The following is a 13,327-nucleotide window of genomic DNA, read 5'->3' on the forward strand; positions in this document are numbered from 1 at the left end:
TTTAAAATGTTACGCCAAATCCAAGTCAGCTTAATGTATTTGAGGCTAGACATCCAATGACGTGAAAACTCATTTTCGACATTTGGAGGACGAAAGATGATAAGTCAACCTGTTAAAATCGGTGACGACACCGCCGTAGTCATTCCAAGCGTAATCCTGGCTCAGCTCGGGATAAGGGAAGGAGATACCCTAGAAATCGCACTGAATAAAGACAAAATGGAAATTAAGAAGATGGTGTTGAAAACCAACGCTCCAACTTACTCTGAAGATATTGAGGAGAATTGAGTTAGAGAATCTTGGTTTGTCGGATACACTACTGGTTTCGCAAAACTGGCGCTTGCCGCTGTCTTTGAACTATCGATAACTACAATAAGAGGTAAGGTACTATGCAAGGTATCCTCTCTATACAATCTCATGTTTCTTTTGGTCATGCTGGTAACAGCAGTGCCGTTTTCCCAATGCAACGCATGGGCTTCGAAGTATGGCCGATTCATACCGTTCAATTTTCTAACCACACGCAGTATCAAGAAGGCTGGACTGGGCGAGCGTTTGCGGCTGAAGACATCAGCGAGTTAGTTCGTGGACTTGGTAACATCGGCGCGCTGGAAAAGTGCCAAGCGGTATTGACGGGCTACCAAGGTAGCGCAGAGCAGTGCCTTGCTGTTGAAGATACCGTGACGAAAGTGAAGCAAGCGAACCCGAACGCACTTTATGTTTGCGACCCTGTGATGGGCGCGCCAGACAAAGGCTGCATTGTGGCTCCGGGCATTGCTGAAAATCTTCTAACGCGTTTGATGCCAATGGCGGACGTGATCGTTCCGAACCAATTCGAGCTAAGTCAATTTTCTGAGATGGAAATCCACTCACTAGACGATGCGATCACCGCATGCCAACGTGCGCTAGAAAAAGGTCCAAAAGTGGTGCTAGTTAAGCACCTTTACTGCCTAGAAAATGGCAGCTTCAACATGCTATTGGCTACGCAAGAAGGCATTTACCTTGCGAAGCGTCCTCAATTTGAGTTTGCTAAACAACCTGTTGGCGTGGGCGATCTTATTTCAGCTATCTTTACCGCGGGACTCTTAAAAGGCTGGTCTCCCAAGCAAGCTTTCCAACATTGTCATGACGCATGCTACGGGGTGTTAAGTGCAACGTACCATGCAGGCGAATGGGAGCTGCAAACTATTGCTGCGCAGCAAGAGTTTGTTGAGCCAAGTAAGCATTTCTCAATTGAAGAGGTGGCTTTGGTCACCGCGTAATTGAGCGCAATTAAACAAAAAAGGGGAGCCATCATCGGCTCCCCTTTCTCTTTGTTCTGTCGGTCTTACTGAGCTTTTTGCTGCTCTGATTTACAAACTGCTGCCGTAAAGACAACGTCTGTTGAGCTGTTTAGCGCAGTTTCTGCAGAGTCTTGAATCACACCGATAATGAAGCCAACCGCTACAACCTGCATGGCTACGTCGTTTGAGATACCAAACAGGCCACACGCTAGAGGGATAAGTAGTAGAGAGCCACCTGCAACACCTGATGCGCCGCATGCAGAAACCGCAGCTACAATACTTAGAAGTAGCGCAGTCAGTAGATCAACTTCGATACCCATAGTGTGCACAGCTGCAAGCGTTAGTGTTGTGATAGTGATTGCAGCACCAGCCATGTTGATGGTCGCACCTAGAGGAATAGATACTGAGTATGTATCCTCGTCCAGTTTTAGCTTCTCACATAGTGCCATGTTTACTGGAATATTCGCTGCACTTGAACGAGTGAAGAACGCTGTTACACCACTTTCACGTAGACAACGGAATACAAGTGGGTAAGGGTTTTGTTTGGTTTTAACGAACACGATCGCCGGGTTTACAACGAGTGCGATGATCATCATTGCGCCAAGAAGAACCGCCAGAAGGTGTGCGTAGCTTGCTAGCGCGCTAAAGCCCGTTGTCGCAAACGTTGAAGCAACCAAGCCAAAGATACCAAATGGTGCAAGACGAATGATAAAGCGCACAATGTGAGACACGCTGTGGCTTAGATCTTCAAATACGGCCTTCGTTGTTGCCGATGCGTGGTGTAGTGCAAGACCCAGACCCACACCCCAAGCAAGAATGCCGATGTAGTTTGCTTCTACTAGTGCATTTACTGGGTTGTCGACCAGTTTAAACAACAATGTGCGTAGAATTTCAGCAATACCTTGAGGAGGCGTTGCACCTTCAGCACCGGTGACAAGCGTTAAATTGGTCGGGAAAAGGAAGCTTAGAACCACTGCTGATAGCGCCGCGAAGAATGTACCCATCAGGTACAGTACAACGATTGGGCGCATGTAAGTGTGTTGGTTTTTCTTTTGGTTTGCAATTGAAGCGGCAACCAAAATAAACACAAGAATTGGCGCGATCGCTTTAAGCGCGCCGACAAAAAGGCTACCAATTAATCCCGCGCTTTCGGCATGGCTTGGAGAAATTGTCGCGAGCAAAATACCAAAGACGATACCGACAAGGATCTGGACGACGAGGTTACCACGAGCATATCGGGCAACGAGGCTGTTGTGTTGCATACATCATTCCTGCAATTTTATGCCAGAGTGGCAGGGCAATAGTCCATCATTACACGGCGATAATGCCCTTATATTACAAGGGGTGAGCATTGCTTCTGGTCACTAAGACACATGATTATCAATTATCCTGTTTTTATAAATTCAGCCATTTTCTTGCTGAATATCACATATCTTAGCTTGGTAATATTTTGTGTCTAGTTTTAGTTTGTTTTTGGATTAAATGTTTGCTCAATGTTATTTAAATAAGATTTTTATGTTGAAAATTATCATTAGTTATGAGTAATGGTTTTTAATAAAGTTGTTAAAAAGGAGACTTTCGTCTCCTTTGATTTTATTGACAACTCAAACGCAACAAATTAATAACTTTGTTGGCGCCTGCGCTTATCACTCATGGCATTGCGAGCAAGTTTACCGAATCGTCGACTTTGTGCTCGTTGCTCTGCCAAAGTCGCGCCGTTAAAGGCTTGTTCTCGCAATAGTTTTTGATAGTTATTGAAACGACGAACCTCCAGTTTGCCATTTGCAATCGCAGTTTGAACTGCGCAGCCTGGCTCAGTTTGGTGCTTACAATTGCCAAAGCGACAACGCTGAGCGAGCGCCTCAATGTCAGAAAATGCCTCACTGACCCCCGATTCACAATCTGCTAGTTGAAGCTCGCGCATTCCCGGAGTATCAATCAAGATGCCGCCATCAGGTAATAGATGGATAGAGCGCGATGTAGTTGTATGTCGCCCTTTGCTATCGTCTTCACGAATATGCCCAGTTGCCTGTTCTTGTTGCCCGAGTAATGCATTAACAAGAGTTGATTTGCCAACGCCTGAAGAACCGATAAAAGCGAGGGTTTGTCCTTCTTTGCACCAGGTCATGAGTTTAGAAGCACTCTCTATTTCTAAGCCGTTGACTGTCTCTATAGCTAATAGAGGGTCGAGCTTCTGTACTTGGCTTTTTAGTTCATCAGTATTGTCACACAAATCGGCTTTGGAAAGCACGATGACGGGTTCGACTTCGGCTTCATGAGCCAAGGCAAGATAGCGTTCAATACGACTTAAATTGAAGTCGTCGTTAAGGGAACAGACGATAAACACTGTATCCACATTGGCTGCGATAAGTTGCTCTACCACTTTGCTGCCAGCGGCTTTGCGGCTAAAGAGGCTCAAGCGATCCAGTAAGCGAACAAATTGCTGATCTTCATTTAAGATTACCCAGTCTCCGACGGTCATATTGGGTAAAGAATGGTGGGCATTAAGATGAACTTGCCCAGTTTCTGTTGCCAATAAATAACCACTTCGGTGATGCGCAATTACACGAGCAAAGATAGTGTTGTCGTAATCGTCTAATGTCAGTTGTTGCTGAAAAAATGGTTTCCAACCCAATTGTTTTAGAGGGTTTGAAGTTGAAACTAATGTGTCACAAAAAGTATGTGTTTGATTCATTATTGAATTATCCCAGACGCAACAAAGCGCCTTAATACAAATCGCATTAGGGTCTAATTCGGATAGAGTTGACCCCGGTGAAGACCGGGCAGAGAAGGGGAGTTGTGGCTATGCCACAGAGTTGGTGCTGTTAGGGTTACCCTTGCGATGCCCAGTTAGTGTTATTCAATACAATCATCTTGTGTCCTCTTCGTTGGTTAATAAATAAGTGAGTTAATTAAGCCAAAGGAGTATAGCCGCCCTTTTTTAAAGAGGGTAGCTATACTGCAAAAATATTAACTTTGTTTTGTGATGCGCTCTTCCATAATCTGCGAATACGTGTTGGCTTTTAAGCCGTATATGATTTGGACATGACGATCATCCAATATCACGACGCCATGCGCGCCATGATTTTTGAGTGCGTTCTTATCGATGACGGACGTCGCTCTGAGGGTAAGACGCAGCCGAGTCGCACATGCACCAGTTTCTAGCAGGTTCTCTATGCCCCCAATGGCGTCAATGATCGTATCGACGTCTTGTTCGACATTGGGGTTGGTATGAGTTAGGAAATTGAAAAATTGCTTCAGCACTGACTTAACCGTCATTTGAAGAGTCTTCGGTCGTTAGTTTTGAAATGGCTTCAACAATCGGTGCCGGTGAGAGCGTATGCGGTACTTTAGTGATTAACGTGCCATCCGGCTTCAAGAAGTAAAAGTAAGAGCTATGATCCAGCGTGTATTTTAGTTCCGAGCCTTCCAATTCTGTCTTGCGGAAAATGACACCATAGTTGTGTGCCAAAGGTGTCGTTACATCAAGTGGTGCCGATAGGCCTTCAATCATTGGATGGAAGTAATGGGCATATTTTGCTGATGCATCGGCCTCATCACGCTCTGGGTCTAAAGAAATGAACATCGGGCGTAGTTGTGCTTTTTGCGCGTCGTCAATTTGATTCAGTGCTCCTGCCAGCATTGCAAGAGAAGTTGGGCAAACGTCTGGGCAGCGAGTAAAGCCAAAATAGACGACTCGGATGCGAGGGTCATTCACATCGAAGATATTGACGGCTTGGTTATTTTCCCCAAACAATACCGTTTGTTGAGAGGTGGAACTGTCCACTTGCTCTGGCTTCGTTTTCTGATTATCTAAATAGCTCTTTACGCCAAACCCGAGTGCGAAAGCAGCTACGAGAAATAGGGACCAATTGTGGCTCATAACGATTCCTTATCTTTGCATTTTTATAGCAGGGTAAACGGTATTCTCTCCATCACTGAGTTCACCAACCCAAGTCATTGCATCCTCCGTGCAAACCGGGAGAATGATGTCACCTTGATATTGGCCAGGAGCGATTTGCTTCAGCAAAAACTTAGGCTCACCCATCTCCATTTCTCTTCCTGAAAGACTTAGGATGAGTTGCTTAGCATCGCTTGTATGCCACTCAACATTTAGAGTGGTAGGAACCAAGGGTTGAGCAGTTTCTGAGTTTAGCGTCATCGTAACATTTTCTTGGACGCAAGAGGTTGTAGAGAGAAAGCAGTATTCATCTATTGACTTGCTTTGAGTGGAAGAAGAAAAGCTTTTTATTAGAGTCGGGGCATAAAATCCCGCAACTAATGCGGCTGAAACAGCGGCGATTTGTAACAGTTTCATTAAGGTTCAGCATTTATCACTTAACATTACGAGCATCGTAGCACAGATGCGCCGCTCGCCAACTCGTGACCTCGGTAAATTGTGCGTTATACCTCGGTGACCAGCTTCCTTATAACGCGACGGACTTTATTGCATCAAATACAGCAGAGTTTTCAATTGAGATGTTTTGCCCTTAGCCAATAAATAAAAACGGAGCCAATTGGCTCCGTTTTTATTTGGTTCAGTATGTGTTTGATACCAAAGTCATTTATCTGAGTCTGCGAATTTCTCTAGACCTAAAACCAGAGCAATGGCTGCAAGCATCATCACGACAGCAAGTACTAACTGAGAAGGTTGTGATGTCACGTGTTCAAATTCAAATGGTGATAGGTTGTGCTGTAGCAATGGCACTTGTTCGCCCTTCGAATTGGTGCGCCAAGTGATGGTTTCTTTCCATGGCCAAATCTTTGGCAACGTACCAATCATTAATCCAGTCAAAAACATCAGGGTGAAATCACGGAACTTGCGTAGTAACCACGACAATAAGTGAGAGAAGGACAGTAAACCGATCACGCAGCCAGACAAAAATAGCGCTAATGTATCGACTTGAAAACCTTTCACTGCGGCTAATACAGGAGCATACATGCCAATCAGCAGCAAAATAAAACTGCCAGAGATACCCGGCAAGATCATCGCACAAATCGCGATAGCTCCAGCGAATAAGGTATTAATGGCCGTTGGTTCCATGTGTAAAGGTTTGAGCACAGTAATACTATAAGCAAACCCGACACCAACGAGCAGAATGACAAAGCGGACAAGATCGCGTTGCTCAACCTGACGAATAATGTGATACACAGAGACCAAAATCAGACCAAAGAAAAATGACCAAAGTGGGATCGGGTGTGTGTCAAGAAGCCAAGTAATCAACTTTGCTAGCGTTGCAATACTGGTGAAAATGCCGGCAAACAGAGCGATAAGGAAGAATCCGTTGATGTGATTAAACGCGGCTTTAACCCCTTCTTTTCGCCAGATAGAGAAAAGTGAGGGGTTAATGCGTCGAATGCTTTCAAGCAGCGTATCGTAAATACCAGTGATAAACGCGATGGTGCCGCCAGATACACCAGGTACAACATCTGCTGCACCCATGGCGATTCCCTTGAAGAAAGTAATTAAGTAGTTCATTGCTCTAATGCTAAGTCGTTTCGATGGCAGAGAGTATACAAACATTGCGATGAAAAAAGTATGAAATAGTGCTGTAACTACTTGGTTTTATATCCAATCTATTGCCTATCTTTATTACCCGCCAAGAGACAATGTCGCCGTAACGAGCTTTTAATGCTTGGTTTACATTTTTGAGATGATTAACTCTACTATCAATTATCAGTCTTGGTTGCATTATGCAATTGCAATTTGCATTGCAAAGTTGCATTTTGATAATTTGCGCGTGAATAAATCCAGCTTATATGAGATCTTGTGCCCAAAAATAAGTCTTTGCATTTTGGCATGATTAATGCATAATACTGCTCGACCCTTCTTAAGCCGAGGGTCACCTAGCCAACTGACGTTGTTAGTGAATACAATTTGTTCACACTAAATATAAGCCAATCGCGATTATTGCGGTTGGCTATTTTTTTATATGAACAACGTTACTTACGTGCTTTGCAAATTGCACCTCTCTTACTGTCAGTCATAAAAAAGGGCTGACGTGTTACGCCAACCCTTGTGTTTTACTTTACGTTTTAACCCGTTTATCTAGCAGTTCAGTATCCCATTAACTGTAGCAAATTTTCAGCTGTCACAATGGCTTCTTTACGATTAGCAATATTAAGCTTTTGGTACAGGTTGCGAATGTGGGTTTTAATTGTCGTACCTGCCACATCCAGCTCTTGTGCGATTTGCTCGTTACTAAAGCCTGAATAAATCAGTCCCAGAACCTGCCATTCGCGTTGTGTTAATGGGCTGGTACGTACTAGCTCTGGCACATTAGGGTGATTCACCAACTTTTCAATAAAGTCTTCATCAAAGTGAATCGACCGGCTACGTTGATTCGATGAAATGTCCTTCATTAACTGTTGAGCACGGTGACGCTCAAGATCGCCCAGTTCATGGCGGAGGCTCAACTTCTCCAGCAGACCGCCAATGGTTGCACCATCAATCAGGAAGTTTCCGACCATGCCAGTTTGGTTCGTCATTACTAATGCTTCTTTTAACAGAGCCTTGGCTTGCTCCTCATCTTTTTGGCGAGCAGAAAGGACCGCTTCAACCACTAAGTTGCGATTAGTATCTGTGATTAGGTTAGTGCGACGAGCTTCACCTTGGAGAAAATCTAACGCAGCACGAGCGTCGGTATATTGGCCTAAATTAATGTGGGCGCGAGCAATGTTACGCCATTGCAATTGAGAAAAGTGGTTGCATGCCGATTCAGGACGAACCGCAGTGTTGAGCCATTCTTGCATTGCATCGGTATTCCCGCGCGCTTGCCAAAATAGAATCAACGATAGTGAAGCGTTTGCAGTCCAATCTACGTGATAAGTCGACTGTTTCATCAAGTGCTGTATATGCTCAATGAATTTACCTGCTTTGTCTAATTCACCGCGTCCAATCGCAATACGCGCCAACATCGAATAGCTATGTAAGTGCTTGCTTGGTGAATGGTTTTCGAGAATTTGCAGACCTTTGTACGCGCATTCTTCCGCTTCATCAAGTCGGTTCCAGCACCAAAGTACTTGCGCGCGAATACGCAGCAAAAATTCATGAAGAGGAACATGCTGAAGCTGCTGATCTTCAATCAGACGAAATGCGGAATCTTGTAGTTCAAAGGCAGCTTGCACGTAACCTTGTGCAATTAAAATCTCGCTTTGCTGCAATATTGCCCATAACGCTTGGTGATATACCTGATACTGACGAGCTAGCTTTTCAGTTTGTTGCATCATCGGCAAAGCACGGTCTAGTTTACCTAGCACGTGGTTAACTTCACCAACAACCGAAGTCGCCACAATTCGGCTACGGTAAATTGTGTTATCAAGTTGGCTAAGCGCTAGCTCCGCTAATTCGAGAGCTTTTTCTGGTTGGTTACTGTTGATAGCCACTTGAGCAAGCAACGCGTTTGCTTGACCTTGATAATGAATATCTAACGCAATGTTACGCTTTTTGTGTTCCTCTTCCGCTTCTTCAAGCAGGTGGCCCACTTGGTTATAACGATGCTGACTTTGAGCCAACCATGCTCGGAGCATCGTAAGTTTTGGGTGGCTGAACAACAGATCATCGTCCAACTTGTTAATTGAGCTTTCCAGTGTGCTGAGTTCGCCTTGGTTAAACATCTTCCAGCCGAATTCGTTTAGGATCTCTACCACTAAGTCCTTATCATTCGATTTTTGTGCATGATGAATCGCTTGGTGTGGTGCTTTTTGTTGTAACCAAGCGATAGCAGCATTGCGGTGGAGATCTTTTTCTTGCTGAGGAATACGAGCTTGGCGCTCATGCGATAAAAACTCGCCAAATAAGTTATGGAACCGGAACCAGTTCTGTTCCCCTTCGAGCGGATAAATGAATAAGCCGTAACGGTTAAGCGATTCAATCATTCCCAGTGCATCTTCGCGTTGGGTAAGGGCAAACACTAGCTCATCATTGAAGTGGTCAAGCACGGATACTTGCATTAAAAAGTGACGAGTTTCGTGATCGAGTAAGTCAAACACTTCTTCGACCAAGTAATCCCACAAATGCGCGTGATTGAACTGCGATACCGACTCTACAGTTTGCGCCAATGTGCGGTTTTGATGTTGGGCTTGTAATGCGATCAACTGCATCGCCGATGGCCAACCTTCAACATAGGTTCTTAGGCTGTTCGCCATGTCTTCATCAATACCATCGGCGATACGCTGGTTAAAGAAGCGAGTGGTTTCTTCGGTATCAAACGCCAACATCTCGTTGCCAATTTCGATCATTAAATCACGAACACGTAAGTTTGCAGTGCCTAGAGGCGGCGCTGCACGACTGGTTACCACAACGGTGAGGTTGTCTGGCATGTGCTTTAAAAAGAAACGCATGGATTCATGGATTTCATCATTCGTGATTAAATGGTAGTCATCAAGCACCACGTAGCATTCTTGATGAAAGTCAGCCATTTCTGCGAATACTTCGCTAAATAGGGAGCGTAAAGACGAGATCTGACGTTTTTCCGCCAGTTTTTGTGCGTTAGCGCAACTGAAGTTGGTGGCTTTGTTTAATGCTTGAAGCAGATAGTTTACAAAGCGAAAGCCGTCGTTATCGCTGTCATCAATGCTGTACCAACCGACGTTTGGCTTATCGGATAGCCACTGCGCTGCCATTGTTGTTTTTCCGTAACCTGCTGGGGATCGGAATAAAACCAATTTGTAGTAAGGCGCTTGCTGTAGTAAGTCCAACACTCGTGGGCGCACGATGGCATTGTGCAGGCGTCCTGGTCGAGTAAGCTTAGATGGAATCCACATTAGTAGTTATGTCCTTATTTATGTATACCCAAATGACAGCAACGTGATCATTCTAGTAAAGCCCCCTTGAAAGCCGTCTTACTGAATGATGTCATCAGCATCAAAAACACTGTTTGAATGCCGGATAATGTCGCTACTGTTGGGGCTTGCGTCCGTCTGAAAAACCATTCCATACGGTCACTTAGATATAAAAGCTAGCGAAAACTAGAAATAACTCACATCGCCTAATTCTAGTTTGTATAAAAAGCGTACAATCCTGTGAGCTGAGTGGGATGTTACGACATCAGAAATGTTCGTTACTTTGATCCACTTCCTAATTCTCAAGGGTTGATGGATTTACCATCAACTACGCCCTTTATTTGTGATTGTCGTCACTTAAATATCGTTTGTTTCGTTAGCGTTAAGATCGCGTTGCACATAGATTACGAAAAGTTCTTCTACGCTGACCGAGTTAATGTGACCGATATTACAATTTTCACATCATCAGATGAGTGGACTATAAAAAGCGTCATGAACGGGTTTTAACCTTTCTCACATTCCATTGTGATCAAAATCACTAAGAACTGGCGCAAAGTTCACTTTGTTGAGATTTGGATCACTAACCTAGCAATGGTACCCCCTCTACGCCCTCAGCTCTCCTCCTTCAAAGGATGAGAATTAGGAGGATGTTTATTCACAGAGGTAAATGCACGATGTATGGCAGATGAATTACCAAAAGACGTGAGAATTTCGTAATGAAACCTACTCAACAAAAACAATTTGACAAGAAGTCGTTCCAAGAAAGCGTAAAGAAACACCTATCTGTAACTTACGCTCATACGATTGAAAACGCAGACAGCCGCGCATGGTACCTAGCAATGGGGCATGCTCTGGCTGAATTTACTACTCTAGATTTGCTTGCGACAGAAGAAGATCCACGCATTAAAAGTGCGAAGAGCGTTAACTACCTTTCGCTAGAATTCCTTATCGGTCGTTTGACGGGTAACAACCTAATCAGCATGGGTCTGTATGAACAAGTAACAGAAGCAATGGCTGAACTGGGTTACAACCTAACTGATCTGCTAGAAGAAGAGCGCGACCCATCATTGGGTAACGGTGGCCTTGGTCGTCTGGCTGCGTGTTTCATGGATTCATGTGCGGCACAAGAATTCCCAACTGTCGGCTATGGTTTACATTACGAATACGGTCTATTTAAACAGTCATTCAAAGATGGTCGCCAGCAAGAAGCACCTGACGCTTGGCGCGGTGTAGAAGGCTACCCTTGGGAAATTGCGCGTCCAGAACTTGCGCAAGAGATCGGTTTCTACGGTCACGTTGAAGTGATTAACGAGAACGGTAAAGAAGTTCGCAAATGGGTACCAGGCATGACAGTAAGAGCAATGCCTTGGGATCTTCCAATTGTGGGTTACGAATCAGACACGGTTTACCCGCTACGTCTTTGGGAATGTCAGGCGATTGCACCATTCTCACTAGCAAGCTTTAACAATGGTGATTACTTCGAAGCTCAGCACGCACTGATCGACGCAGGTAACATCACTAAAGTGCTTTACCCGAACGACAACCACGAGAAAGGTAAAACACTGCGTCTAATGCAGCAGTACTTCCACTCAGCAGCGTCTGTACGTGACATCCTACGTCGCCACGAAGCTGCGGGCTACTCGCTAGCGGATCTACCTAAGCAAGAGACTATCCAGCTTAACGATACACACCCAACGATTGCGATTCCTGAACTAATGCGCATCCTGATGGATGAAAAAGGTTTAACTTGGGAAGCGGCTTGGGAAATCAGCTCTAAGACATTTGCGTACACCAACCACACGCTACTTCCAGAAGCACTAGAGACATGGCCAGAGTCGCTAATCCAGCACCTGCTACCACGTCACATGGAGATCATTTACGAGATCAACCACCGCTTCCTACAAGACGTACGTGCAATGTGGCCGGGTGATGTCGCGAAGCAACAGAAGCTTTCTATCATCGAAGAAGGTTTCCACCGCATGGTTCGCATGGCAAACCTATGTGTAATCGGCTCTTACGCAGTAAACGGTGTAGCAGCACTTCACTCTGAATTGGTTAAGAAAGACCTATTCCCAGAGTTCCACGAAATGTACCCGACACGTCTACACAACGTAACGAACGGTATTACGCCACGTCGCTGGTTGAAGTTCTGTAACCCAGGTCTGTCTCAGCTTATCACTGAGAAAGTCGGCCCAGAATGGCCAGCGAAACTAGAGCAACTTGAAGGTATTGCGAAGTACGCTACTGACGCGACATTCCAAAAAGAATTCATGGCAGTGAAGAAAGAGAACAAAGAACGCCTAGCAACTTGGGTGAAAGAGAACATGGGTATCGAGCTCGATACTAATGCAATCTTCGATGTTCAAATCAAGCGTCTGCACGAGTACAAACGTCAGCATCTAGACTTGCTACACGTACTGTCTCTGTACCACCGTATTCTTAATGAACCAGGTTTTGAGTGTACGCCACGCGTTGTGTTCTTCGCAGCAAAAGCAGCACCGGGTTACCACCTAGCGAAAGAAATCATCTTCGCAATCAACAAGATTGCAGACAAGGTGAACAACGATCCTCGCATCGGTAACAAGCTGAAAGTGGTATTCATCCCTGACTACCGCGTGAGCATGGCTGAAATCATTATCCCTGCGGCTGACGTTTCTCAACAAATCTCGCTAGCGGGTAAAGAAGCATCAGGTACAGGTAACATGAAGATGGCGCTAAACGGTGCGCTAACTATCGGTACAATGGATGGTGCAAACGTTGAGATTCGTGAGGAAGTAGGCGATGAGAACATCTATATCTTCGGTCTAGATGTTGAAGGTGTGAAAGCGCTGAAAGCTCAAGGTTATAACCCATTTGATTACTACAATGCGGATCACTTACTCAAAGCGTCCATGGACCTACTACTGGGTGAAGAATTCACTCCAGGTCAACCGGGCTTACTGCGTGCCACATACGACAGCCTACTAGACGGCGGTGACCCGTACTTATGTCTTGCGGACTTTGCATCTTACGTGAAAGCGCACGAAGACATGAGCGAACAATATAAAGATCAAGCTGGCTGGGCGAAGAAGGCCATTCTTAATACCGCCCTTGTTGGCAAGTTCACGTCAGACCGCTCAATCCGAGACTACGTGAACAATATCTGGAAACTTGAAGCGGTGAAACGCTAATAGAACCTAGTTAAGACCAAGGTAGCCAAGCGCTACCTTTGGTCATTTTCCAAAAGAAGTTATTGATAACAATAAAACCCTACATGGAAGGTGTTG

10 protein-coding genes are annotated in these 13,327 nt (G+C 45.0%); 3 read left to right on the plus strand and 7 right to left on the minus strand.

Annotation, left to right across the window (positions count from 1 at the left end; genetic code table 11):
- Positions 1-96 precede the first annotated feature (96 nt).
- Both R7Z50_RS07840 and pdxY read left to right on the plus strand, forming a co-directional pair.
- A complete protein-coding gene (locus R7Z50_RS07840; protein WP_005374817.1) occupies positions 97-285 on the plus strand; it encodes an AbrB/MazE/SpoVT family DNA-binding domain-containing protein in 189 nt (62 codons plus the stop codon).
- Positions 286-386: 101 nt separating this feature from the next.
- A complete protein-coding gene (pdxY, locus tag R7Z50_RS07845) occupies positions 387-1,256 on the plus strand; it encodes a pyridoxal kinase PdxY (protein WP_054574874.1) in 870 nt (289 codons plus the stop codon).
- 65 nt (positions 1,257-1,321) lie between these two features.
- Here the strand turns inward: pdxY and sstT are convergent, their stop codons facing one another.
- The 7 genes from sstT to malT form a co-directional block, all read right to left on the minus strand.
- Positions 1,322-2,539, minus strand: a complete 1,218-nt coding sequence (sstT, locus tag R7Z50_RS07850; protein ID WP_005374821.1) for a serine/threonine transporter SstT — start codon at positions 2,537-2,539, stop codon at positions 1,322-1,324.
- A gap of 356 nt (positions 2,540-2,895) precedes the next feature.
- The gene (gene rsgA / locus R7Z50_RS07855) at positions 2,896-3,972 is read right to left on the minus strand and encodes a ribosome small subunit-dependent GTPase A (protein ID WP_005384642.1); all 1,077 of its coding nucleotides are present in this window, start codon (positions 3,970-3,972) and stop codon (positions 2,896-2,898) included.
- A 275-nt stretch (positions 3,973-4,247) separates the two neighbouring features.
- Positions 4,248-4,556, minus strand: coding sequence for a PTS transporter subunit EIIB (locus R7Z50_RS07860; protein WP_005384641.1), 309 nt, complete (start codon positions 4,554-4,556; stop codon positions 4,248-4,250).
- Positions 4,546-5,160: an SCO family protein gene (locus R7Z50_RS07865; protein WP_005384635.1), complete on the minus strand. Its 615-nt coding sequence runs from the start codon at positions 5,158-5,160 to the stop codon at positions 4,546-4,548. Before R7Z50_RS07865 ends, R7Z50_RS07860 begins: the two co-directional genes overlap by 11 nt.
- 9 nt (positions 5,161-5,169) lie before the next feature.
- On the minus strand, positions 5,170-5,595 hold the full coding sequence (locus R7Z50_RS07870; protein ID WP_025768641.1) for a hypothetical protein: 426 nt from the start codon (positions 5,593-5,595) through the stop codon (positions 5,170-5,172).
- A 243-nt stretch (positions 5,596-5,838) separates the two neighbouring features.
- Positions 5,839-6,756, minus strand: a complete 918-nt coding sequence (locus R7Z50_RS07875; protein WP_031778872.1) for a DUF368 domain-containing protein — start codon at positions 6,754-6,756, stop codon at positions 5,839-5,841.
- 578 nt (positions 6,757-7,334) lie between these two features.
- Positions 7,335-10,043, minus strand: coding sequence for an HTH-type transcriptional regulator MalT (gene malT / locus R7Z50_RS07880; RefSeq protein WP_005374834.1), 2,709 nt, complete (start codon positions 10,041-10,043; stop codon positions 7,335-7,337).
- A gap of 734 nt (positions 10,044-10,777) precedes the next feature.
- Between malT and R7Z50_RS07885 the strand changes: the two genes are divergently transcribed.
- Positions 10,778-13,231, plus strand: coding sequence for a glycogen/starch/alpha-glucan phosphorylase (locus R7Z50_RS07885; RefSeq protein WP_053307964.1), 2,454 nt, complete (start codon positions 10,778-10,780; stop codon positions 13,229-13,231).
- The last annotated feature ends 96 nt before the right edge of the window (positions 13,232-13,327 follow it).

Source organism: Vibrio sp. 1249-1 (assembly GCF_033340495.1).